Origin of the sequence: Thiospirillum jenense (assembly GCF_014145225.1) — a bacterium.
Taxonomy (GTDB): domain Bacteria; phylum Pseudomonadota; class Gammaproteobacteria; order Chromatiales; family Chromatiaceae; genus Thiospirillum; species Thiospirillum jenense.
Window position 1 is genome coordinate 107,353 of the sequence record NZ_JABVCQ010000004.1, and the last position, 24,291, is coordinate 131,643.

At 49.6% G+C, this 24,291-nt stretch carries 18 protein-coding genes; 14 read left to right on the forward strand and 4 right to left on the reverse strand.

Annotated features, from left to right (window positions below):
• Positions 1 to 69: 69 nt before the first annotated feature.
• The 5 genes from murJ to HUK38_RS02790 all read left to right on the forward strand — a co-directional run bounded on the left by murJ (position 70) and on the right by HUK38_RS02790 (position 7,045).
• A complete protein-coding gene (murJ, locus tag HUK38_RS02770; RefSeq protein ID WP_182582286.1) occupies positions 70 to 1,626 on the forward strand; it encodes a murein biosynthesis integral membrane protein MurJ in 1,557 nt (518 codons plus the stop codon).
• 45 nt (positions 1,627 to 1,671) lie between these two features.
• Positions 1,672 to 2,517, forward strand: coding sequence for a MipA/OmpV family protein (locus HUK38_RS02775; RefSeq protein WP_182582288.1), 846 nt, complete (start codon positions 1,672 to 1,674; stop codon positions 2,515 to 2,517).
• Between the two features lie 32 nt (positions 2,518 to 2,549).
• Entirely contained in the window at positions 2,550 to 3,563 is a 1,014-nt protein-coding gene (locus HUK38_RS02780; RefSeq protein WP_182582290.1) for a chorismate transformation FkbO/Hyg5 family protein, read from the forward strand.
• Positions 3,544 to 4,974, forward strand: coding sequence for a B12-binding domain-containing radical SAM protein (locus tag HUK38_RS02785; RefSeq protein ID WP_182582292.1), 1,431 nt, complete (start codon positions 3,544 to 3,546; stop codon positions 4,972 to 4,974). The genes HUK38_RS02780 and HUK38_RS02785 overlap by 20 nt, the downstream gene beginning before the upstream one ends.
• A 241-nt stretch (positions 4,975 to 5,215) precedes the next feature.
• Positions 5,216 to 7,045 carry an RNB domain-containing ribonuclease gene (locus tag HUK38_RS02790; RefSeq protein ID WP_182582294.1) on the forward strand — a complete coding sequence of 610 codons (1,830 nt, stop codon included), beginning with the start codon at positions 5,216 to 5,218 and terminating at the stop codon, positions 7,043 to 7,045.
• Between the two features lie 134 nt (positions 7,046 to 7,179).
• Here the strand turns inward: HUK38_RS02790 and HUK38_RS02795 are convergent, their stop codons facing one another.
• The 4 genes from HUK38_RS02795 to HUK38_RS02815 all read right to left on the reverse strand — a co-directional run bounded on the left by HUK38_RS02795 (position 7,180) and on the right by HUK38_RS02815 (position 13,645).
• Positions 7,180 to 7,935 (reverse strand): ATP synthase subunit B family protein, encoded by a 756-nt coding sequence (locus HUK38_RS02795; protein WP_238787395.1) that lies wholly within the window; start codon positions 7,933 to 7,935, stop codon positions 7,180 to 7,182.
• A gap of 151 nt (positions 7,936 to 8,086) precedes the next feature.
• Positions 8,087 to 10,870: a pyruvate, phosphate dikinase gene (gene ppdK, locus HUK38_RS02800; RefSeq protein ID WP_182582297.1), complete on the reverse strand. Its 2,784-nt coding sequence runs from the start codon at positions 10,868 to 10,870 to the stop codon at positions 8,087 to 8,089.
• Positions 10,871 to 11,032: 162 nt separating this feature from the next.
• Positions 11,033 to 12,124: an iron-sulfur cluster carrier protein ApbC gene (apbC, locus tag HUK38_RS02805; protein ID WP_182582299.1), complete on the reverse strand. Its 1,092-nt coding sequence runs from the start codon at positions 12,122 to 12,124 to the stop codon at positions 11,033 to 11,035.
• A 321-nt stretch (positions 12,125 to 12,445) separates the two neighbouring features.
• Positions 12,446 to 13,645 (reverse strand): protoporphyrinogen/coproporphyrinogen oxidase, encoded by a 1,200-nt coding sequence (locus HUK38_RS02815; RefSeq protein WP_182582303.1) that lies wholly within the window; start codon positions 13,643 to 13,645, stop codon positions 12,446 to 12,448.
• Between the two features lie 220 nt (positions 13,646 to 13,865).
• Between HUK38_RS02815 and HUK38_RS02820 the strand changes: the two genes are divergently transcribed.
• From HUK38_RS02820 to clpX, 9 genes are all read left to right on the forward strand, one after another.
• Entirely contained in the window at positions 13,866 to 16,922 is a 3,057-nt protein-coding gene (locus HUK38_RS02820) for a BPTD_3080 family restriction endonuclease (protein ID WP_182582305.1), read from the forward strand.
• Positions 16,915 to 17,064, forward strand: coding sequence for a hypothetical protein (locus tag HUK38_RS02825; protein ID WP_182582307.1), 150 nt, complete (start codon positions 16,915 to 16,917; stop codon positions 17,062 to 17,064). Before HUK38_RS02820 ends, HUK38_RS02825 begins: the two co-directional genes overlap by 8 nt.
• A gap of 180 nt (positions 17,065 to 17,244) precedes the next feature.
• The gene (locus tag HUK38_RS02830; RefSeq protein ID WP_182582309.1) at positions 17,245 to 17,568 is read left to right on the forward strand and encodes a (2Fe-2S) ferredoxin domain-containing protein; all 324 of its coding nucleotides are present in this window, start codon (positions 17,245 to 17,247) and stop codon (positions 17,566 to 17,568) included.
• An 83-nt stretch (positions 17,569 to 17,651) separates the two neighbouring features.
• Positions 17,652 to 18,572, forward strand: coding sequence for a 50S ribosomal protein L3 N(5)-glutamine methyltransferase (gene prmB, locus HUK38_RS02835; RefSeq protein WP_182582352.1), 921 nt, complete (start codon positions 17,652 to 17,654; stop codon positions 18,570 to 18,572).
• Positions 18,573 to 18,593: 21 nt separating this feature from the next.
• A complete protein-coding gene (locus HUK38_RS02840) occupies positions 18,594 to 18,911 on the forward strand; it encodes a general secretion pathway protein GspF (protein ID WP_182582310.1) in 318 nt (105 codons plus the stop codon).
• Complete coding sequence (hemN, locus tag HUK38_RS02845; RefSeq protein ID WP_182582312.1) at positions 18,904 to 20,325, forward strand: oxygen-independent coproporphyrinogen III oxidase; 1,422 nt, start codon at positions 18,904 to 18,906, stop codon at positions 20,323 to 20,325. The genes HUK38_RS02840 and hemN overlap by 8 nt, the downstream gene beginning before the upstream one ends.
• A 134-nt stretch (positions 20,326 to 20,459) precedes the next feature.
• Positions 20,460 to 21,794, forward strand: coding sequence for a trigger factor (tig, locus tag HUK38_RS02850; protein ID WP_275284996.1), 1,335 nt, complete (start codon positions 20,460 to 20,462; stop codon positions 21,792 to 21,794).
• A gap of 99 nt (positions 21,795 to 21,893) precedes the next feature.
• A complete protein-coding gene (clpP, locus tag HUK38_RS02855) occupies positions 21,894 to 22,535 on the forward strand; it encodes an ATP-dependent Clp endopeptidase proteolytic subunit ClpP (protein WP_238787397.1) in 642 nt (213 codons plus the stop codon).
• A gap of 248 nt (positions 22,536 to 22,783) precedes the next feature.
• Positions 22,784 to 24,064, forward strand: coding sequence for an ATP-dependent Clp protease ATP-binding subunit ClpX (gene clpX / locus HUK38_RS02860; protein WP_182582315.1), 1,281 nt, complete (start codon positions 22,784 to 22,786; stop codon positions 24,062 to 24,064).
• Positions 24,065 to 24,291 lie beyond the last annotated feature (227 nt).

The window sequence follows — 24,291 nt, forward strand, 5'->3', positions numbered from 1 at the left end:
TGGGGTTTTTTATTGTATAAAACTGATAAACTCCGCCGCGACATTTAACAACACGATGCCATTTTTACAATGCCACCATTTAAATTCAGTCACCTGAGTACACCATTCACGCAAATCGGCAGTTATGCGTTATTTTCGCGTATCCTGGGATTTTTGCGTGATTTGGTCATTGCCCAACTCTTTGGCGCCAATGCTAATACTGACGCCTTTTTTATTGCATTTAAATTACCGAATTTAACCCGCCGTTTATTTGCCGAAGGCGCCTTTGCCGTCACATTAGTTCCGTTATTCACTGCCAAACATGCCCAACACGGCGATGTTGGCGTGCGTAGTTTATTAGCCAATTTAAGCGGCACACTCACCGTCAGTTTATTTATCATTACCGTATTAGGCAGCCTCGCCGCCCCGTTGGTCATTTTTTTATTAGCACCGGGCGTCGCCCTCGATCCACAACGCGGCCCTTTAGCGATAGACATGCTGTATTTGACTTTGCCGTATTTAATTTTGATTGGTTTAACCGCATTGCTCGGCGCGGTGTTAAATACTTATCAACGCTTTGTCGTGCCAGCATTAGCGCCCGCATTATTAAATATCAGCCTCATCAGTTGCGCTTTTTTAATTGCTCCGCATTTAGATCAACCAATTTTTGCACTCGCCTGGGGCGTATTAATCGCCGGCATCGCGCAAGTGCTAATTCAATTACCCGCGTTAATTCGCTTAAACCTACTCAGTTGGCCGCGGTTTCATTTACGCGACCCGCTCGTGCGCACCGTTTTAACTGGCATGGGGCCAAACGTATTCGGCGTTGCGGCACATCAAGTCAACTTATTATTAGCCAGTTTTTTTGCTTCATTATTGGCCAGCGGCAGCATTTCATGGCTCTATTACGCCGAACGCTTGCTCGAATTTCCACTCGGTATTTTGGGCAGCGCATTAGGCACCGCCATCGTGCCATTATTAGCCCATGCCTACATCAAAGGCAGCGCGCACGAGTTTCATTCCACACTCGATCAAGCCGTGCGCTGGATTCTATTTTTAGGAATGCCCGCCACCGCCGGGTTATGTTTATTAGCCGTGCCGATCATTGCCTTGTTGTTTCATTCAGAACACTTCAACGACCACGACGTGTTAATGGCCGGCTATGCGTTAATGGCGTATGCGCTGGGCGTGATTCCATTATTAGCCATTAAAGTATTAGCGCCCGCCTGCTATAGCCGCGGGGATGCGCAAACACCAATTAGAATTGCCGTTTTGACGGTCGGTTGTCATTTAGTTTTGAGCGCCATTTTTATTTGGCCGCTGGGTCACGCTGGCCTCGCCTTATCTGTCGCACTCGCATCACTATTTAATGCCGTATTATTATTACGCGCTGTATTACAAAGCGGCGCTTGGTCTATGACTGTTGAATGGTGGCAATTCTTTCAACGCATTGTTGTTGCCACCTTAATAATGATAATCTGGTTGTGGTTAATGATGGGCAGTTATCAAGAGTGGTTGCAAATGAGTAAAGCGGCTGATAGCCTACGATTATTACGTTTAATTATCATGGCTATCTTGATTTACTTGGGGACATTATTTTTAATTGGGGTGCGCCCACGTCATTTGTGGCAGCGGCAATCAACATAAACCCATTTTCAACAGTGCTTCATTGCAGATTTGACTAGGTGAACGATGGCTAAACGACCCTGGGTATTGCCGATGTTATTATTGTCGGGATTGATAAACCACACCAGCAATTTGAATGCGGAATCGCTGCCGCGTTGGGAACTCGGCATTGGTGGTGGCTTGATTCAATTACCGGATTATCGCGGTTCTAATGAAACGCACACTTACCCGTATCCCGTATTATTACCCATTTATCGCGGTGAATATTTGCGCAGTAATACCGATGGCATTCAGGGTATTGTCAAGCTCACGCCCAAATTAGAATTCAATCTGAGCGCCTATGGCAATGTACCCGTGACTAATGATAATGCCGCCCGCGCTGGTATGGATGATTTGGATCCATTATTAGAAATTGGCGCAATGCTGCGCTATAAAACGTGGCAATCCCCGACTCAACAACAGGCGATCATTGTTGATTTCCCCGTGCGTACTGCATTAGCCATTGGCGAGCAAATACGCCAGGTTGGTTATACAACCGCGCCGCGTATTTCTTATCGTCATCAATTCAATTTTTTGAATCAACCCTGGCGTTGGTCAATCAGTGCCGAGGCACTCTGGAGTTCGGCTGCATTACACCGTTATTATTACCAAGTTAATTCAGAAGACGCCACCGACTGGCGGCCGGTCTATACTGCAACTGCGGGATTTGCTGGGACGCGCTTACGCACCAGTCTTTATCATCGCCAGCGCAATCAATTATTCAGTCTTTACGCAGTCTATGATGATGTGAGCCACGCGGTATTTGCTGACAGCCCATTAGTCAAACAACACACTGGATTAACCATTGGTTTTATAATGACGTGGTTTTTATGGCAGTCGCAGGAGACTGTTGCAATAAAACGATGGGAATAATCAATTAATCAATTCTTTCGGTGCAAGTTGTTATGTCACATCCGGCGATTGTTTTTAATTATCTCATGGCGCCACCCGCACTTGATCCATTCGCACATTCAACCCCTGCACCATTCGCCGTGATTCGTTATGGAATGCAGCACGAACGTCATATCAATAACCCGTGTGACATCACCATTGGCACCCCTTTACTCATGCCGTCACCCAATTATGAAAGCTGGCAATTGCCGCCTGGGGCAGCGATTCAATCGGGTTGGCATAATGAAATTGGTTATGTGTTGAGTGACGAGTTATTATTTGCGCACTTGCTCATCCCCGAACCACCACCCGCGCAATTCACACAGGATATTTATCAAGCATACAGCCGACTATTAACCTTCGTGCAACAAACGCCCTGCCCGAATTTATTAAGAATTTGGCATTATCTGGCGGGTATTAATGATGAAGTAATGGGGGTTAAACGCTATCACGCATTCTGTACGGGGCGCGCTTTGGCTTATACGCAATGCGGTATTGATTCGCATTCATTACCCGCTGCGACGGCAATTGGGACGGATACCGGCGGGGTTTCTATTCACTTGCTGGCCAGTCGCCACGCCGGCATTACATTAGAAAATCCCCGCCAAATTAGCGCCTATTATTACCCAATACAATACGGATTGCGCTCGCCAGCATTTGCGCGGGCTTTATCATATTGTGATGCGCAACAGCACCACACATTAATGATCTCTGGCACCGCGAGTATTGTTGGCCATGTCACCATGCACCCTGATCATTTGCAACGTCAATTACAAGAAACGCACCGCAATTTAGAACGGATTGTTAATCAAGCACAACAGCAATTATTGCCAAAAAACACCGCACCGTTATTAATCAATCATCTCAAAGTCTATTTGCGCCATCCTGCTGATGTCAACTCAGTTAATTCGTATTTACGCGCTTGGCTTGGCGAAACAATTCCCATCTTATATTTAAATGGCGCGATTTGCCGCCGCGATTTAATGCTTGAAATTGAGGCGACCGTTCATGCGTATTCTATTGATTAAACCCAAAGCACGGCTGCGGTCTATTCACGGTCTGCAAGCCTTTCAATTACTCGAACCATTAGAGTTGGGCTATCTTGCATCCGCGGCTGGTGCGCAGCACGATATTCGTATTTTAGATTTGCGTTTAACCGCTTGGCCGCAGGCAGTTTTATTTCACACGGTGCGTCAATTCCGCCCGCAATTAGTCGGCATTACTGGCTATAGTCACGAGGCATCCATTGTTAAACAGATTGCCGCGTTCATTCGCCGTTCATTACCATTCACCTGCATTGTCGTTGGCGGACATCATGCCACCGTTGCGCCGCGTGATTATCGCATTCCAGCAATTGATGCAATTGTGCGTGGTGAAGGGTGCGCGCCATTTCAACAAATTGTGAATGCAATTGCCGCCGGGCGGGAATTAAACGGCATTCCGCAAGTATTATTAACCAATGAAACTTGGTGCGATGATGAAGAACAACATTGGCCGCAATTTCCTGATCCGGCTAATTTGCCATTACCGCGCCGTGATTTATGGCAGGGGCATCATTATTATAGCGTGTGGACGGGTGAATCATTACCGCGTTGGCAGCCATTATTTCATCAAGTGGCAATGGTGCGCACCTCGTGGGGTTGCCGAATGCACTGCCGTTTTTGTATTGTGCCGCATTTATGCAATGGACTGCATCAACCGCGCCCGGTAGCATCCGTTGTAAATGAATTAGCAGGATTAACTGCCAAATACATTTATTTCAGTGATGATGAAAACTTTATTTGCGAAAACTTTGCGTGGGAATTGGCCGAAGCCATTGCCGCCCGCGGAATTAAAAAACGCTATTTTGCCTGGACTCGCGCTACCACTGTGAATCGTTCTCCTGAATTATTACGCCGCTGGCGGGCAATTGGATTGGATGCGGCCTTTCTAGGTTTTGAATTCCCAACCGATGACGAATTAAAACGCGCTGCGAAAGGCGGAACGGTGGCGGCGAATGAACGTGCATTAGAAACATTGCGATCATTCGGGATTGCAGTTCATGCGGCGTTTATGGTGCAACCCGAATACGGTGAAATAGAATTTGCGCGGTTGCGGGATTATGTGCAGCAATTACCGCCCGTGCAATGCAGTTTTACCGTTTGCACACCTTCGCCGGGGACGCCCGATTATTTAGCAATTGAGCCGCGTATTTGGGTGACTAATCCACATGATTTGCATGATTGTATGCACCCATTAACTCCGACGGCCATTCCATTGCGGCGCTTTACGCAATTATTCGCAGCACAAGCGCATGATGCGTTAATGAAAGTGCCAATGCGCGTGCAACGTCACCCGGTGTCGCCATTGCAATTGATGCGTATTGCAACGGCCGGACAACGCTATTATCGTGGATTAAACAGTATTTATCAGGATTATCCGCGTGAATTATGGAATTAATCACGCGATTGTGCGGGTTCTCAAGCGGGAGTGTAATTGCGTCATTCCAGCGCTATTCACCCGTGCGTCGCGGGCCGCCATCAATTGGTTTTTTCAATCACTATTCTACTCGCGTTTAATCACAGCATTTTTCACCTCGCACCAATCGCACAGTTAAAAATCTCACTCCCGCCGCACCGGCGCCGTATTATAGTCACTTCCACCCGCCCCTCTCATTCACTGACTAATTAGCAAGATCATCGTGGTTAATTCACCCTCCATTCTCGCCAATGACAGCCTCGTTTTATACAAACACCACCCCGCTCGCGTCAGCTCAGTCAGCGACAAAATTGACATCGAGCTGCCCGACGGCGACCGCAAGCGGGTGCGTCTCAAAGACGTGATGCTATTACACCCCGGCCCGCTGCGCAGTTTGACCGACCTGACGCCCTGCACCGGTGACATCGAGGAGGCGTGGCAATTACTCGACGGCGAGGCGACCACGTTGCGCGAGTTGGCCGACCTGTTGTACGGCAGCGACACGCCGGCGACCGCGTGGGCGGCGTGGCAGGTGGTGATGGCGGGCGTGTATTTTGACGGGACGCCCGCCGCCATCCGCCCGCGTACCGCCGAGATCATTGCGCGGGAGCAGGCGGAACGGGCGGCAAAACTGCGGGCGGAGCAGGATTGGCAGGCGTTTTTAGCGCGGCTGAAATCGGCGGAATTATTGCCCGAGGATGCGCCGCGTTTGCAGGAAGTTGAGCGGTTGGCGTATCAACAAGCGCCGTCCTCGCGGTTATTGCAATTGCTCGAATTGCCCGAATCACCCGCCAGCGCGCATCGCTTTTTAATTCAAGTGAAACACTGGTCAACGCAGCATAATCCGTATCCACTGCGGTGCGGCGTGGCATTAGAAAATCCCGAATTAACTGTCCCGCCGTTGCCGAATGAAACGCGGTTAGATTTAACCCATTTATCCGCCTTTGCCATTGATGATGAGGGTAATCAAGACCCCGATGATGCCATTAGTTTGGACGGTGAGCGTTTATGGGTTCATGTTGCCGATGTGGCCGCGCTGGTGACACCAAGCAGTGAATTAGAATTAGAAGCGCGAGCGCGGGGGGCGAATTTATATTTGCCGGAGCGGGTGATTAACATGTTGCCGGCCGCAATTACCGAACACCTGGGGTTGGGGTTATTAGACACGTCACCGGCATTATCATTTGGAATGCACTGCACGGCGGACGGGGAATTGACCGATTTAATCATTCAACCGAGTTGGGTGCGGGTGACGCGCTTGAGTTACGCCGCCGCCGAGTTGCGCTTGACCGAGCCGCCGTTTGCCGAGCTGACCGCGATCACGCAGCGGTTTCGCGCACGGCGGCTGGCGGCGAATGCCACGACGTTGGAGTTTCCCGAGGTGACGGTGCGGGTGCGCGACGGGGCGGTGCAGATTCGCCCACTGCCGCGCTTGGCGTCGCGGGCGCTGGTGGCGGAGGCGATGTTGATGGCGGGAACGGCCGCGGCGCAATTTTGTCACGCCCAGCAATTGCTGATCCCGTTTGCGTTGCAACCGCCGCCGGAGCGGGTGGAACAGCCGACTACGTTGGCGGCGATGTTTGCGTACCGGCGGCAGTTCAAGCCGTCGCGCACCAGTACCGAGCCAGGCGCGCACGCCGGACTGGGGTTGCCGCTGTATTCCCGCGTCACCAGTCCGCTGCGGCGCTACGGTGATTTGTTGGTGCATCAACAATTGCGGGCGGCAGCGCGGGGGGAGGTGCCGTTGACGGCGGCGGACATTAGTGCGCGCATGGCGCAGGCGGATACCGTCGCGGCGGCGACGCGGCGGGCCGAGCGGCAATCGAATTTGCACTGGAAATTGGTTTATTTACAAGAACATACGCCGACGTGGCGCGGTGAGGCGGTGGTGGTTGAGCAGGAGGAGCGGCGGACGGTGGCGTTGATTCCCGCGCTGGCGCTGGAGGTGCGGTTGCGGGCGCGGCGGGAGTTGGCGCTCGATCAGGTGGTGCAGGTGGCGGTGGCGAATGTGGATTTGCCGGAATTGGAGTGCCGTTTTCAAGTGCGGGATTGAATATGGCAAATATCATTTGCGGCAACATGATTGCTGAATTGGTTTTCGCTATTCCCGCGAAAGTGGGAATCACGCCGCGCTGTATTGCTAGATTCCCGGAATGATGATTGGGTTTAGTGCGTGACTTATTAACGCTATTTTAATTCTGTTGCCCAGCATTTAACTGCTGTCCAATTCACGCCGTCTGAGCGAATTGTCATTTCATCAACCGGCGGTGTCACAATTTCGGTATCAACGCGCAAATAGTCATCGTCGGCATTGACCAATGCACATTTAATGAAACGGGCGCGATCAGTGCGAATGATGACGCCAACGTAATTGTCGGTGATTTGATAACTGCGTTCAATGCTGAAAGGTTTTGCGCGTTCCAATGCTTTGGCTTGACGCGCTGCTTCTGCTTTTTTCAGCGCTTGTTCTTCTTCTTTTTTCAATCGTTCTTGGCGCTCTTTTTCTTCCTGTGCGCGTTTCCCTGCATTCGCCGCATACACACGAGCGCAGCGTTTACTTGCTAATTTCCAAACAGTGCTGTCATCGCCATAATCCCAAAAAGAACACTTATACTCGCAAATAGAAGACGCCGATTGACAGTTGCTATCAATTTCTTCAATCTGCTTTTTTGTTAATTGTGAGCTGGGTTTATATCCACATTCCGTGAAAACCTCATCTATTCTTCCACTACTGCCAATGCAAACTGTATATCCAGCTTTTTGACAAATCTTAACTTCCCGCGCTGTCACCCGCTCTGCACACGCCTCCCACGCCTTAATTTTTTTAATCATCGCCGGCGTTTCCGGTATAAATCCATCCGTCTCCGCAAAGACCGAATTCGTCACCAATCCCAGCGCAGCAATTGCGCAATAAATCAAACCACGTTGCTTGCAAAACATCATTAAACCTCCCCGCTGCGTTAAACAATAACCCCGGTTGATTATTGCAAAAATCCATTTGTCAGCGCAAATAAAAACGGCACTGTTCAATTGCTCAAACAGTGCCGTTCATCATTCGCAATCAATGACCGCGTTATTCACGCGGCGTATTGCTTTATTCTTTTCGTCCGCGTTGTTTCAACGCCGCCTGCGCCGCCGCCAACCGAGCGACTGGGACACGCGGGCCGGAGCAACTGACATAATCCAACCCCGCCTCGTCGCAGAACGCGATGGACGCCGGATGTCCGCCATGCTCGCCGCAAATGCCGACGTGCAGATCGGGTTTCACGCTGCGCCCCCACTCGACCGCCAGTTTCATCAACTTGCCGACGCCCTTGACATCCAACACCTCGAACGGATTGTCCTGCAAAATGTTCGACTGGTTGTACAGCGGCAGGAACTTGTTTTCGGCATCTTCACGCGAGAACGAGAAGGTCGCCTGCGTTAAGTCGTTGGTACCAAAGGAGAAAAATTCCGCCTCTTCCGCCAGCGACTCGGCGCGCATACACGCCCGCACCACCTCGATCATGGTGCCGAACTTGAAGCTGACCGGCTGCCCGTACTGCGCGGCGACCTGCGTGTGAATCGTGTCCACAAACTCCTTGACCTTGCGCAATTCCTCGGCGGTACACACCTGCGGCACCTTGATTTGCGGCTTGATTTTGATGCCGGCTTTGGCGCAATCGGCCGCGGCTTCGAGAATCGCCCGAATCTGCATTTGGTAGATTTCGGGGAACGTGATGCCCAAACGCACGCCGCGATGCCCCAACATCGGATTGGTTTCGTACAGCGCCCGCACCTTCTTGAGCATCGTCTCTTTTTTGGTGATCGCCTCCTCAACCAACATCGGATCAATCGCTCGCCGCACCACGTCAAAATCACGCCGCGCCTGCTCACCCACGTTGAGCAAATTCAACGTCCCCGCCAGCGCGGTCATGCCGTGCGCACTCTGCGCCAGCACCCGCAACTCGCCCAATTCTTTTTCCAACTGGTGCGCGTCGGGCAGGAACTCGTGAATCGGTGGATCGAGCAGGCGAATCGTCACCGGATGCGGCGCCATCACCTCGAATAATTGACGGAAATCAGCGCGTTGCAGCGGTAACAATTTATCCAACGCCGCCTGCCGCGCTTCGGGCGTTTCGGCCAAAATCATCTCGATCACGATTGGCAACCGCGCCGTGTCATTAAACATGCGCTCGGTACGCGCCAAGCCGATCCCGACTGCGCCGTACTTGAGTGACCGCCGCGCATCATCTGGCGTGTCCGCATTCGCCATCACTTTCAGCCGCGCCACCTCGTCCGCCCAGCCCAGCAACGTGGACAATTCAGGCGTGAAATCGGGTTCGACGGTCGGGATTTCGCCCAAATACACCGCGCCAGATGAGCCGTCAATCGTGATCATATCGCCTTCTTTGAAGCGATTTTCGCCGACGATGGCTTCACGACGGTTGACATCCACGCTAATCCCCTCGGCACCGGCGACGCACGGTTTGCCCATGCCACGCGCCACGACGGCTGCGTGGGAGGTTTTGCCGCCGCGTGAGGTCAAAATGCCCTGTGACGCAAAAAAGCCGTGAATATCTTCCGGCTTGGTTTCCTCGCGCACCAGAATCACTTTTTGCCCCATATCGCGGCCTAAATGCTCGGCACGATCCGCGTCAAATACGGCAATACCGGCGGCGGCACCGGGTGAGGCCGGCAGCCCTTTCGCCACTGGTTTGACTTTGACGCTCGGATCCAGACGCGGGAATAACATTTGCTCCAAACTAATTGGATCAATGCGCAGCAGCGCCTGTTCTTTGGTGATTAATTTTTCCTGCACCATTTCAACTGACGTGCGCACCATTGCCTGCGCATTCATTTTGCCATTGCGCGTTTGCAAGCAGAATAATTGCCCGCGCTCAATGGTGAATTCAAAATCCTGCACTTCGCAATAATGCGTTTCTAATTTGCTGCGCAATTCGGCCAATTCTTTAGCCATTTGCGGCATTTCGGCGTCCATTTGATCGAGCGCCTTGGGTGTACGAATACCGGCGACCACGTCTTCACCCTGCGCATTGGTGAGATATTCGCCGTACAGTTTATTCTCACCGGTGCCGGGATTGCGGGTGAAACCAACGCCCGTCCCCGAATCATCACCGCGATTACCAAACACCATCGCCACCACGTTAACCGCAGTACCATTAGCCATGTCGGGCGTGATATTGAATTGACGGCGATAATCCACAGCGCGCTTGCCGCCCCACGAATTGAATACCGCTTTAATCGCAATTTCTAATTGTTGATACGGGTCTTCGGGGAATGGACGGCCGGTGTGCTTTTCAACCACTTTCAAAAAGCGCTCACTAATGTCCTGCAAATCTTTCGCGGTCAAATCCACGTCTTGTTTAGCATGAGCGGCGTGCTTGACTTGCTCGAATTCACGGTCGAATAATTCATCGGGTACGCCGAGCGCCACTTTGCCAAATAATTGAATAAACCGGCGGTAGGCGTCATAGCCAAAACGGGCATCATCACCGGTCGCTTTAATCACGCCCTGCAATGTCGTGCTATTCAAACCCAAATTAAGAATGGTATCCATCATGCCCGGCATGGACATTGCCGAACCCGAGCGGACGGACACCAGCAGCGGCTCGCTGGCGCTACCAAAACCCTTGCCGCTCTTCTTTTCAACGGCCGCCATCGCCGCTTGCGTCTGCTCCCACACGCCCGGCGGCAGTGCGCGCTGCGGATCGTCGAGGTAAGCCAAGCAGGCTTCGGTGGAAATCACGAACCCGGGCGGCACATTCAGCCCAATGCGCGTCATTTCGCACAGGTTAGCGCCCTTGCCACCCAGCAATTTTTTGTTCTTGCCGTCGCCTTCTTCAAACCCGAAAACCCACTTTTTACTATCTGTCATAACGACCTCTGGTTAATTGTTAAAGTCCGATCTTATATTGAACCGATTAACGGATAATTTCCAAGAATTTTTATCCCCAAACTATCCTGTGACTTGCCCGCGAAGTGGCCGGTTCAGACCACCTCCAGGCAGCAGCAGCGGCGCAGTCGCCCACCCCGTCTGCTAGTTATTTTGAATCACAATGCGCGGGAATTTCGCCGCATAATCTTTGGCTTGCAACGACAACTTAGCCGCCGTCCGCCGTGCAATGTCTCGATAAATCATAGCGATACGCGAGTCGGGTGCGGCAACCACCGTCGGCTTGCCGTTATCAGTTTCCTCGCGGATGCGAATATCCAGCGGCAGCGAGCCGAGCAACTGTACGCCGTACTGCGCCGCCATCAACGCCCCGCCGCCAGCGCCAAAAATGTGTTCCTCATGCCCGCACTTGGAGCAGATGTGGGTACTCATATTTTCGACGATGCCCAACACCGGCACCTCAACTTTTTGGAACATTTTCAAGCCCTTGCGCGCATCCAGCAGCGCGATGTCCTGCGGCGTGGTGACGATGATCGCACCCGACACCGGCACCTTCTGCGCCAGCGTCAATTGCGTATCACCAGTACCCGGCGGCAGGTCAATCACCAAATAATCCAGCGCCGACCAATTGGTGTCATTTAATAATTGCTCCAACGCCTGCGTCACCATTGGCCCGCGCCAAATCATCGGCGTTTCTTCATCAATTAAAAACCCAATGGACATCGCTTGCAGGCCATAACTGCGCATTGGTTCCAAACTATTACCATCTTTTGATTCCGGCTTACCGCTGATGCCCAACATGCGTGGCTGACTGGGACCGTAAATATCGGCATCGAGCAGCCCGACTTGCGCGCCTTCGGCTGACAACGCCAGTGCCAAATTGACCGCTGTGGTGGATTTACCCACGCCACCCTTGCCCGAGGCGATGGCGATAATATTCTTAACCTGGTCAATGGGTTTGAGCGACTTCTGCACCGAGTGCGCCTTGATGTCCCAATTGATCTCGACCTGCACAGCATTGACATTGCCAAGCATCAGCACCTGTCTGCGCACCGCCTCGGCCAACGAGGTTCGGATGCCCGCCGCGGGAAAGCCGAGCATGATTTCAACGCTCACCTGATCGCCACGAATGGTGATGTCTTTAATCGCATGGGCGGTAATCAAATCACGCCCCAAATGCGGTTCTTGATAGCATTTAATCGCAGTTTCAATCGCTTCTTTGGTTAATTCAGACATGTGAATCACAATCCTTTCGGCAAATCGTGGTGAACGGCGCCGCGCACCACAAGTGAGTTAAACAGGGAAAAAATCATTTAGTTTCACCGCGTTGGGTGAGACAGTTGAACGTTGAGCGGTCACTTGGCGTTGTCAACGACACCAGTGTCGGGTGATTAAATGGGGACTGCCACGATAATTGCCATTGTCAAAGCGGGTGATGCGGCGCCATCGGTGCGTAAGTCATTGTTTGATCGTCCCCACACGGCGGCGCGGAAACGATCAACGCGGGTGACAACACCGCAATTGCCGACGGCGGCGGGTCTCGTGAGCAGATGCACTTTAACTGGTCAACAGCCGCTGCATTTCGCTGGCGCTACGCAGCAGGCAATCTTCAATCGCCACGCCCGCGAACCAGTTGCCGGTGATGGCCAGCGGTTGCCCGGCCAACAACTGGTTAAGTTCCGCCACCAGCAGATGATGCCCCTGTCGCAGCGCGGGGAGGCGATTGCGCACCTGCATCTGCGCCAGCACCTGCGGCGGCTGGGTGCCAAGTGCCGCGCAGGCCGCCGCCACTTGGTCAGTTTCGCTGTACTCGCCGCCGGGAAAATGGAACGAAAATCCCCGATAGCGCGGATCACTGCGGAAATCGCGTGACACGGCGGATAAAAACTGCCCGTCCACGCTGATTAAACCGGCCAACTCGGGCAATTTGAGCGTGGCTTTGGCGAATATCAGCACCAGCGTATCAATTTCTGCCATGCCGATCTGCCCAACCAGCGCGGCAATTTGCGGGTGACTCGTGGTCAGCAACTGCGCCGTGACATCCGGCGGCACGGCGAGCGTTAAACGCGGCGTGGTCAACTGGCTGCCGTCAGCTAATGTCAGTTGCCAATCGCCCGCGTCACGAGTCAACGCGGTGATCGTTTGATCGGTGCGCACTTCGAGTCCGTCGCTGCCGGCGATCAGCGCCGCGATGTCAGACAACCCGCCGGGCATGGTGAAGCTGCGCAAAATGCGTTTGCGGCGCGGTTTTTTGCGGAACAGCGCGGCGGCGGGGAAATCGTCCGGCGGTTGGCAAATCACCGAGCGAAACGCCGGACCGAACAGGTCACGGTAGTTGCGCATTCCCAAGCCGCGCCCGTAGTACTCCTTGACGCTGCATTCAGCTTTATTTAACCGCTGCAAGGTCGGCAACGAGGTCAGCAATTCCACCGGGTGCAATGCCGATAAAATCGTCCGCCGCTTGCCCTGCCGCCACAGCCGGTAACTGACTTTGGTTTTCGCCACGATGCGCGACAGGTGATGGCGCTGTTCTAACATATCCAGTAGCGTACCGTAGCTGTTAAAGCAACTGTGGCTGCCGGCTTCAATCCAAAAATTGTGCAAGTTATCAAAGCGATGCGTGTGAATGCAGCCACCGATGCGGGCGCTGCGTTCCAGCACCAGCGTTGGGGTACCAGCACGCGCTGCCAAGTACGCAGCACCTAAACCGCTAATGCCGCCGCCTATGACGATGTGAGGGTGGGATGTGTGGCTCATTTACGACAAGTACCGAATAAATGCTGCGGCGCAGCAGGGTGCTGGTGGTGAAAGGCGATTAGATTAGGCGGGGCAGGCACAACTGGCAAGCGGTGATGCGTTTGGGTTGTCGTGGCCGCCCAGCAGGTGACGTGCGCTAAGTCGCCAAGCAGCAAGCCATTTGGCCAGCCTCAACCGCGCCATTATTATAACGATTATGTAAAACACCGAAGTCATTGTGATGTCCGTCATTATTAAAAACCCGATTATCAATTCCCCCTTTTCAATTCCCCAACGCCATTTTTCGTTGATTCACACCGGAATCACCGATCAAATCATCACTGGGCGGCGTCAGAGCGTTTATATTAGCCCAATCCCGCCGCCAAAGGTTAAAAACAAATTGCTGGCATTAGAACTGCCCAATGACTACCGCTGTGATGACAACCCGCTGATTAATGGTTTACGCGAACGGGTGGGTGTTTGGCGGCAGTTGGGCTACCCATCTGTCACCGCGACTACGAGGCGCTTATTGAATGATTGGCAACGTGACGGACGCAATAAACGCCTTTTCTTTTGTCAGCTTGAAGCAGTGGAAACAATTATCTATTTGACTGAGATCGCGCCGAATAAAGATGGCAATCAAGGCAGTTATTGGTTACATCAATTACGCGAACGCAATGCCGCGGCCACGCCAGATGACCAGCCGCTACTCAATCGAATGGCGTGCAAAATGGCGACGGGGTCGGGTAAAACGGTGGTAATGGCGATGTTAATTGCGTGGCAGGCATTAAATAAACACGCGGTGCGAACGGATAAACGGTTTACTGATGCGTTTCTCATTGTCTGTCCGGGCATTACTATTCGAGATCGGTTGCGGGTGTTATTACCAAGTGATCCCGAGAATTATTACCGCCACCTTGATCTCATTTCCCTAGCCGATCTGGATATTCTCGGCAGTGCCAAGATTGTTATTACCAATTACCACGCTTTTATGTTGCGCGAATCCAATGAAGCGGCGGGCTTAACCAAGCGGGTATTAACTGGTAAACGGCCGCAGAGTGCATTTGAAGAAACCCCGGGGCAAATGGTCAAGCGGGTGTGTAGTGAATTTGGTAATAAGCGGCACATCATTGTCATTAATGATGAAGCACATCATTGTTATCAAAGTAAGCCAAATACTGAGAATGAAAAATTAACGGGTGAAATAAAACGTGAGGCGGCAGTACGCGCCGCTGAAGCGCGGGTGTGGATGAATGGATTAAAGGCGGTGCAGCATAAACTCGGTATTAAAGCGGTATATGATTTATCAGCGACGCCTTATTTTTTAGCGGGTTCTGGCTATAAAGAAGGTGAATTATTTCAATGGGTAGTGTCGGATTTTGGGTTAATTGATGCAATTGAATCGGGCATTGTTAAGGTGCCGCGTTTTCCAGTAGATGATAATACAGATGATTTGGGTAATCCACTTTGCCGCAATTTATGGCAAGTTGTGGGCAAACAATTACCGAGCGGTAAAAAATCAGATTACACCACTGGTCAATTGCCCGATACATTACATAGCGCGTTGCGTCTGCTGTATGGTGATTATGAACGAGAGTATTGCGCTTATCAAAAACACCTCGCGGCCGGTCATTCAGTGATGCCGCCGATATTTATTGTGGTGTGTAGTAATACTACCGTCTCCAAATTGGTGTTTGATTGGATTGCCGGCTATGAAAAAACGGTTGCTGGTCAAACGGTATTGGTGCCGGGTCATTTGCCGATTTTTAGTAATGTAAAAGCAGATGGTCAGGATGTGGGCTGGGCGGCGCATCCCAATAGTTTGTTAATAGACAGTGTGCGCTTAGAATCCGGCGAGGCATTGACGGATGAATTTCGTCAGGCGGCCGCGAATGAAATTGCCGAATTCAAATTGGAATTACGGCAGCGCCCGGGACGCACTACCGATCAATTGACAGACGAGGACATCTTGCGCGAGGTAATGAATACCGTTGGCAAGCGCAATAAATTGGGCGAAAACATTAAATGCGTGGTGTCAGTGTCAATGCTCACCGAGGGCTGGGATACTAATACCGTGACGCACATTATGGGTATTCGCGCATTCAGTACCCAATTATTATGTGAGCAGGTGATTGGGCGTGGATTGCGGCGCATGAGTTATGACTTGATTCCCTACCGCATGACTTTGGCGGACGGTTCAATTGCCGAGTTTGACGCCTTTCCCGCTGAATACGCCGAAATCTACGGGGTGCCATTTCAATTCATTCCAATGGCGGGCGGCAATGGCGAGCTAGTAAAACACGCCCCCACGCATGTTATCAGTGTGAATGAACGTCAAACCAGTTGTGGTATTATTTTTCCACGATTAGCGGGTTATCGCTATCATTTGCCGGCGGAGCGGGTGACGGCGCAGTTCACCGCCAGCAGTCAATTGATTCTCAATACTCAACACATTCCCACGCAGGTAGAAATGGCGCCGGTGATTGGCGCGTCTCATATTCACACCATGCGGGATTTGGAAATGCGGCGGGAGAATGAAGTTGCTTTTTTATTGGCTAAATTGGTATTGGAAACGTATTTTCCGCAAGCGCCGACTGAGTATGCTATTGGTGGCAAAGTAGCGAATGAATTCAAGCATTGGTTATATCCGCAATTGCTGACGATTACACGGCGGTGGTTACAGCACTGCGTGACCTATCAAGACCAGACCGGTCCGCAATTATTGCTATTGCTTGATCTTGCCCATACCGCCGCCGAGCGTATTTATCAAGCAATTATAAATGGCAACCAACAACAAGCGGATGACGCACCTATTTTATTGCCTATTTTCCAGCCGCACAATGCAATTGGTGATACCAATGGTGTGAATTACTTCACCGTGCGCACCACCTATTCGACCAGTGAAAAATGTCCGCTATCGCATGTGGTTGGTGATAGTCATTGGGAAATCATTGTTGCCAAAACTTTAGAACAAATGCCGGAAGTGAACGCCTATGTGAAGGCGATTAACCAATTAGATTTTTCTATTCCCTACACCTATGCCGGACGGGCGCGGCAGTATTTCCCAGATTTTATTGTGCGTATTGATGACGGATATGGTGACGCCGATTTACTCAATGTCGTGTTAGAAGTATCGGGGGATCAACGCGATGATAAAGATGCTAAAACCGCGACAATGCAGACGCTATGGATTCCGGCGGTGAATAATGCCAAGCGGTTTGGGCGCTGGGCTTTTGTGGAAGTAGATGAGCGGCATGATGTAATGAAAACAGTGCGGGAGGAGTTGCGATATGAATGATGATTTATTAACCAAAACCTTTTTATTGTTCAGTGGCATCTGCTGGATGATTGTCTATATTGAAGGTTTGCGCATTGGTTTGCGTGATCGCTCTTATGCCATTATCCATGCAACGCTGCACCGCCGGATTGAACTAATATGACTATTACTGACGCGATTTATGAACAGCGCCGTCGATTACCAGAAGCGGCCGCTTATGCGGTGTTGACATTTATTCAGACATTAGGATAACACTACCACCGCATTCACTTGGCTTAACGCGCATTTCAAGCGATAATAACCCGCCCATCAATTCACAATTGCAACCAAACAAATACCAGTCATGTCCTATTACCGCCATCACATTTTTTGTTGTATTAACCAGCGCCCCGACGGCCGTTCATGCTGTGCGCAAAGCAACGCCCACGCCGCCCATGCCTATCTCAAGCGCCGCAGCAAAGAACTCAAACTCGACGGCGCGGGTGGAATGCGCATCAACAGCGCCGGCTGCCTCAACCGCTGCGCCGAAGGGCCAGTTTTAGTCGTGTACCCCGAGGCAATTTGGTACAGCTACCGCGACGACAGCGATCTGGAAGAGATTTTGCAACACCATCTGCTGGGTGGTCAGCCCGTCACCCGCCTGCGCCTCCCCGATCACGGCGAATAATGCGAGCGGCGGGGCTATCGCACGGCGCTAACAATGCTATGCTTACCAATCGCCAACTCGTGCCGGCCAACCGCCCCACCCTCATGCCAACCGACATCGCCGAACTGACCACCATTCAAGACTTTATTCGCTGGGGCACCACTCGGTTCAACGCGGCTGGATTATGGTTTGGTCACGGCACCGACAACGCCCTCGACGAGGCCGCGTGGCTCGTGGCACATGCGTTACAGTTACCGTCACCGCTCCCCGCGCAGTTTTATCCGTGTCACCTCACGACCAGCGAACGGGCGCGCATTGCAGACCTGTTAGAACGGCGCATCAGCGAGCGGCGGCCGGCCGCGTATTTAACCGGGCAAGCGTGGTTTGCGGGATTAGAATTCGCCGTTGATGAGCGCGTTATGGTTCCCCGTTCACCATTGGCAGAATTAATAGAAGATCAATTCGCGCCCTGGCGTGATCCAGAACAGATTGAACGGGTGTTAGATGTCTGCACCGGCAGCGGCTGTATTGGATTAGCAATTGCCGTGCATTTACCCCACACCGAAGTTGATTTAGTTGATTTATCGGCTGCAGCATTACAAGTAGCGGCAATTAACGTGCAGCGGTTAAGCAATGAACACGAAGGCCTAGCCGAGCGGGTAGCATTAATTCAATCGGATTTATTTACCCAGCTTAACGGCCGCCGCTATGACATGATTATTTCCAATCCACCTTACGTCAGCGCCGCCGACTTAATCAGTTTACCGCCCGAATATCAACATGAACCGCAATTAGCATTTGCCGCCGGCGAACATGGATTAGATACCGTCCAGCAGCTTTTGCAAACGGCGCCAAATTATTTAAATGACAATGGCATTTTATTAGTCGAAGTCGGCAATAGCGCCGCCGCGTTAGAAGCGCGTTTTCCCGACGTGCCATTCACCTGGTTAGAATTTCAACGCGGCGGAAGTGGTGTGTTTTTGCTTTACAAAAGTCAACTGGTTGATTATCATCACCTTTTTTAATAATCAATAGCGTATCACACTATGGCAATTCAACGGGCGCGCACCGCCGACGAATACATTGATTGGGTACAGCAAGCACGTTTTGAAGTGGCCGCCTTGCGCGATTGTTTTGAATACGAATTGGAAGACCTCAAAGGCTTTCCCGTTTTTATTGCGCCATTACAAGGTGCAATTGATGAACTCTATTCCGCCATGGCCGCAGGACGCTACACATTCGGCCGCGAAGATTTACCCTTTATGGAATTAGTCACTCGCTTTGGTGACAGCATTCCATTCCATTTACTCTTAAAACAAATCAATGAAACCCACCGTCACGGGCTTGAGGTTACCGATGCTTGATCGCACCCATACTTCTCATTCGCAATCTGCCGATCAACGGACTATTTTTGATAGCGATTTAATTAAACGCTATGACCAAAGCGGCCCGCGTTATACCTCCTATCCCACCGCGATTGAATTCGATCCCAAGTTTGACGAAGCCGTTTATCGCACAATTTGTCAACGCAGCAACGCCAGCAAACGCCCACTATCTTTATATTTCCACATTCCCTTTTGTGACACCGTCTGTTTTTATTGCGCTTGTAATAAAATCGCCACTCGTGATCGCAGTCTTGCGCAGCCCTATCTTGAACGAATGGTGCGCGAAATGGAAATGCAAGCCGAATTATTCGATCACGACCGCATCGTCACCCAATTACATTGGGGCGGCGGCACTCCAACGTTCATTAGTCAAGATCAAATGCGGTTTTTAATGGATAAAACCCGCGAATGTTTTCAATTGGCGAGTGATGATGTTGGCGAATTTTCAATTGAAATTGATCCGCGTGAAGCACAGGGTGACACCATTCAATTGCTGCGCGAATTAGGATTTAATCGCATGAGTCTTGGCGTGCAAGACTTTGATGCGCAGGTGCAAAAAGCGGTTAACCGTATTCAAACCGAAGCAGAAACCATGACCGTATTAGATGCAGCACGGACGGCCGGCTTCCGTTCCATCAGTGTTGATTTAATTTATGGTTTACCCTTCCAAACGGTTGAAAATTTTGCAAATACATTAGAAAAAATCATTGCCGTCAATCCCGACCGCATTTCCGTATTTAATTATGCGCATTTGCCAGAACGTTTCGCACCACAACGGCGTATTCGTAATGAAGATTTACCGCCGCCGCAGGTCAAATTAGACATTCTCCAAATGACCACCGAACGCCTCACCAATAGCGGTTGGCTGTACATCGGCATGGATCATTTTGCACGGCCAGACGATGAATTAGCCCTCGCCCAACGCAATGGCACCCTCTATCGTAATTTTCAAGGCTATTCCACCCACGCCGATTGTGATTTATTAGGTTTGGGCGTTACCTCAATTGGCAAGGTCGCTAATACTTATAGCCAAAACCAACGTGAATTAGAGGCCTACAATGCCGCCATTGATGCTGGACATTTAGCGGTCTTTCGCGGAATTGAACTCAATCGTGATGATGAAATTCGCCGCGATGTCATCACCCGTTTAATTTGTCATTTTCGGCTTGATTTTGCCGACGTTGAACAAACGTGGAATATCGTATTTCGGGATTATTTCGCCCCCAGTTTAGAAAAATTGGCCGGTATGGCAGCGGATGATTTACTCATCATTGAAGCGCACGGGATTCGTGTTTTACCCAAGGGGCGGATGCTTATTCGCAATATTTGCATGGCATTTGACGCCTATCTTATTGCTAAACGTGGCCCCATTGGCTTCTCAAAAGTCATTTAAATGCGGGCGTTTAAAACATATTAAACGCGGTTAAATTATGTGCCATACTGGTGCTGTTTCAGAATTAAACAACCAGTATTAAAAACTGTATCTCATGCCGGATTCGGCGCAAATCATTTATGGAGATGATCTCAATGCAAGTGGTGTCTGTGGAAGCACGCGAAGGATTAGTGCGTGAAATGATTGTAGAATTAGGAACAGAAGAATTTGACACTGCCGTTGAGAAACGCACTCAAGAATACATGCGCAATGCGCGCGTGGCAGGATTCCGCCCCGGCAAAGTACCGTTATCGGTATTGCGCAAACACTATGGCAAACAAATCCGCCATGAAGTATTTGAAGACCTCGTGGATTCAACCTTTATCAGTGCAATTAAAGAACACGAATTACATCCGGCCGCTCCTCCCGTTATTGAACCGGATATTGATCTCGAAATAAATCGCTATGCTTATAAAGCAATTTTTGAAATATTGCCTGAATTTGAATTGCAATCAATTCAGGGGCATAAAATCAAGCGTCCCTTGATAGAAATTAATGAAAACGACGTAGATGACATGATTGAACGGTTGCGTCAACGGGATGCAGAATTCTCGCCAGTTGACCGTCCATCAGCAGATGGCGATTGGATTGCCGCAAAATACATTGGCACTGTTGATGGCCAACCTTTTCAAGATGACAAAGCAGTGCCTATTTTCATTAACCTCGGCAATGAGAAAGAAAATCCTAATGTTCCTTGCCCAGGATTTGAAAGTCATTTATTTAATCTGAGCACAGATCAAGAACACGAATTTGATCTACGGTTTCCCGATGATTATAAAGATTCAACGCTGGCAGGTAAGGATGTACATTTCAAAGTTGAGGTGGAGTCTGTTCGTGAAAAAACATTACCATCACTAGAAGAACTAATTGATAATATGGGCGTGACCGATGGAGAAATAAGCACATTCCGTGCTGAAGTGCATACTAATATGCAGCGCGAATTAAAGAAACGTATTAGAAGTCACTTGAGATCGCAGGTATTCGATGCACTCATGCAAGCTAACCCAATTATCGTGCCAAAGAGTTTAATCGAAGAAGAAACGCAACAAATTGCAGCACAGTGGCAATCCAAATGGAAAATTAAAAATGCGTTACAATCATTGCAACCGTTGTTCATTCAAACCGCTGAGTACCGGGTACGGTTGGGTTTTTTATTGCAAAAAGCGGTGAAAGATTTTAATGCACAAGCGGACGAAGATAGCATACGCAATAAAATAGAAGAATTGGCAGAGACCTATGAAGAACCAGACGTTTTTATCAAATATTGTTATGAAAATGTTGAGCAGTTGGGCGAAATCAAAGCAGTGGTAAAAGAAGACTTAGTCATACAACGCCTACTTCAGGATGCAGAGATTGAAGAAGAGCCCACGCGCTTTTTACAATGGATTGATGCGTTGGAGGCAAAAGACTCTCAAGCAATTGTAGAGTAATTATGATAGAAATCATTACATACTGATTTTCGGGTCATTTGATAATGCTTGCCGGTTTTGCAACCGTTTTTAATTAAGAATTAATGAGTTTAACGTATCATGACGGTGAATATTGAGATGGAGACTTGGACTCCCCAAAACCTCGGACTTGTGCCTATTGTCGTCGAACAAACTGCCCGAGGTGAGCGTTCTTATGATATTTTTTCACGATTACTAAAAGAACGTGTTGTATTCCTGGTTGGACCGGTTGATGACCATGTAGCTAACCTTGTGGTTGCGCAATTGTTATTTCTCGAATCTGAAAATCCCGACAAGGATATTCATTTCTATATCAATTCACCGGGCGGTTCAGTCACTGCTGGTATGGCAATTTATGACACCATGCGCTTTATTCGTCCGGATGTCAGCACTTTATGTATCGGTCAGGCAGCCAGTATGGGTGCATTATTACTCACTGGGGGCGCGGCTGGTAAACGGTTTTGTTTGCCGCACTCACGCATGATGATTCACCAGCCATTAGGTGGTTTTCAAGGGCAAGCAACGGATATTGATATTCACGCCCGCGAAATTTTATATTTACGCGATCAATTAAATCGTATTCTGGCTTTTCATACTGGGCAGTCAATTGAAAAAATTGCTGACGATACTGAACGGGATCGTTTCCTCGGCGGTGAAGAGGCAGTTACTTACGGCTTAATTGACAAGGTACTCAGCGAGCGCACTGTTCCTGAAAAGTCTTGATAATAGACACCTATTGTGACTATTTATATAGACTTAATTGAAAAACAGCAACCTGTACCATTGAACAATCAAGCTGATTTTGCGCTAGTATTTACACTTTGATTAGCGTCAGTTCATCCTAATAAGATAGCAAGTATCTAAAAAGACTGTTGTCTTGATTTGGGTTTGTGCCTGAGTGGCGGTGATGATAACTTGATAAGTCTTTTCATCACACCTTCCAGAACGCAATTATGGAGAAATGGATCATTATGAGCGGACATGGTCACGGAAAACATGATGAAGGTAAGTTGCTCTATTGCTCATTTTGCGGCAAAAGTCAGCATGAAGTGCGTAAGTTAATTGCTGGCCCTTCAGTATTTATCTGCGACGAATGCGTTGAGTTGTGCAATGACATTATTCGAGAAGAGATGCAGGAAAATATGGGTGAGGCAACTAGCAAATTGCCAAAACCTCATGAAATCAATGATAGTTTAAATCAGTATGTCATTGGTCAAGAGTATGCTAAAAAGGTTTTATCGGTCGCCGTTTATAATCATTATAAACGTTTAGAAGTGGCGGATTCTAAAGACGACATTGAAATTGCTAAAAGTAATATTCTTTTGATTGGGCCCACAGGTTCTGGTAAAACGTTATTGGCTGAAACATTAGCAAGATTGCTTGATGTTCCGTTTACCATTGCAGATGCAACAACTCTCACTGAAGCCGGCTATGTTGGTGAAGATGTCGAAAACATCATTCAAAAATTGTTACAAAAATGTGATTATGATGTCGAAAAGGCACAAACTGGCATTGTTTATATTGATGAAATTGATAAGATTTCACGCAAATCAGATAATCCATCTATTACGCGGGATGTTTCCGGTGAAGGTGTGCAACAGGCGTTATTAAAACTGATTGAAGGCACTATTGCTTCAGTCCCACCACAGGGTGGACGCAAGCATCCCCAGCAAGAATTTTTACAGGTGGATACCTCCAATATTTTATTTATTGTTGGCGGCGCATTTGCGGGATTAGACAAGATTATTCGCAATCGGTCTAAAAAGGGTGGTATTGGGTTTTCCGCTGAAGTGCATAGCCCAGATGATGATAAACAAATGACCAAATTGCTCAGTGCTGTTGAACCAGAAGATTTGATTCGTTATGGATTGATTCCCGAATTTGTCGGACGGTTGCCCGTCATGGCGACACTGGAGGAATTAGATGAAGCCGCATTGATGCGTATTTTGACAGAACCAAAACATGCACTTTATAAACAATATCGGCGGCTATTTGAAATGGAAAATTGTGATCTTGAGTTGCGTGATGATGCGCTGCGTACGATTGCAGTGAAAGCAATGGAGCGTAAAACAGGGGCGCGGGGCTTGCGTACTATTATGGAACAGGTTTTACTCGACATCATGTATGATTTGCCGTCAATGCACAATGTTTCTAAAGTCGTGGTGGATAAATCTGTTATTAACGGCGAAAATAAACCATTTATTATCTATGATGGTGTGGAATCGAATCAGTTGTTGGCCGCATCGGATTAATCATTCAAACAGACTAATAGATCGTATTGATAGACGGACTGGAGGTTGAACATTGTGGTTATTATGGTTTAGTTCCACATGCAGTTATAGATTTTCTAAGCGAGTTTTTCGGTTTTAGTACAACGCATGTACCAACTCTTGATTGTCCTGAAAAATTTCAATGTCGTTGCATCCTGCGATAGATTCAGGATGAACATTCATTATTAAAACAACCGAAAGTTGGCATT

Excerpts from the sequence above, each read along its gene's own strand:
- hemN (WP_182582312.1), top strand. The coding sequence starts at position 18,904 with ATGCTTGATCGCACCCATACTTCTCATTCGCAATCTGCCGATCAACGG.
- HUK38_RS02785 (WP_182582292.1), top strand. The coding sequence starts at position 3,544 with ATGCGTATTCTATTGATTAAACCCAAAGCACGGCTGCGGTCTATTCAC.
- HUK38_RS02825 (WP_182582307.1), top strand. The coding sequence starts at position 16,915 with ATGAATGATGATTTATTAACCAAAACCTTTTTATTGTTCAGTGGCATC.
- HUK38_RS02780 (WP_182582290.1), top strand. The coding sequence starts at position 2,550 with ATGTCACATCCGGCGATTGTTTTTAATTATCTCATGGCGCCACCCGCA.
- clpX (WP_182582315.1), top strand. The coding sequence starts at position 22,784 with ATGAGCGGACATGGTCACGGAAAACATGATGAAGGTAAGTTGCTCTAT.
- HUK38_RS02795 (WP_238787395.1), bottom strand. The coding sequence starts at position 7,935 with ATGATGTTTTGCAAGCAACGTGGTTTGATTTATTGCGCAATTGCTGCG.
- murJ (WP_182582286.1), top strand. The coding sequence starts at position 70 with ATGCCACCATTTAAATTCAGTCACCTGAGTACACCATTCACGCAAATC.
- tig (WP_275284996.1), top strand. The coding sequence starts at position 20,460 with ATGCAAGTGGTGTCTGTGGAAGCACGCGAAGGATTAGTGCGTGAAATG.
- HUK38_RS02815 (WP_182582303.1), bottom strand. The coding sequence starts at position 13,645 with ATGAGCCACACATCCCACCCTCACATCGTCATAGGCGGCGGCATTAGC.
- HUK38_RS02775 (WP_182582288.1), top strand. The coding sequence starts at position 1,672 with ATGGCTAAACGACCCTGGGTATTGCCGATGTTATTATTGTCGGGATTG.
- HUK38_RS02820 (WP_182582305.1), top strand. The coding sequence starts at position 13,866 with ATGTCCGTCATTATTAAAAACCCGATTATCAATTCCCCCTTTTCAATT.
- apbC (WP_182582299.1), bottom strand. The coding sequence starts at position 12,124 with ATGTCTGAATTAACCAAAGAAGCGATTGAAACTGCGATTAAATGCTAT.
- prmB (WP_182582352.1), top strand. The coding sequence starts at position 17,652 with ATGCCAACCGACATCGCCGAACTGACCACCATTCAAGACTTTATTCGC.
- HUK38_RS02830 (WP_182582309.1), top strand. The coding sequence starts at position 17,245 with ATGTCCTATTACCGCCATCACATTTTTTGTTGTATTAACCAGCGCCCC.
- HUK38_RS02840 (WP_182582310.1), top strand. The coding sequence starts at position 18,594 with ATGGCAATTCAACGGGCGCGCACCGCCGACGAATACATTGATTGGGTA.
- clpP (WP_238787397.1), top strand. The coding sequence starts at position 21,894 with ATGACGGTGAATATTGAGATGGAGACTTGGACTCCCCAAAACCTCGGA.
- ppdK (WP_182582297.1), bottom strand. The coding sequence starts at position 10,870 with ATGACAGATAGTAAAAAGTGGGTTTTCGGGTTTGAAGAAGGCGACGGC.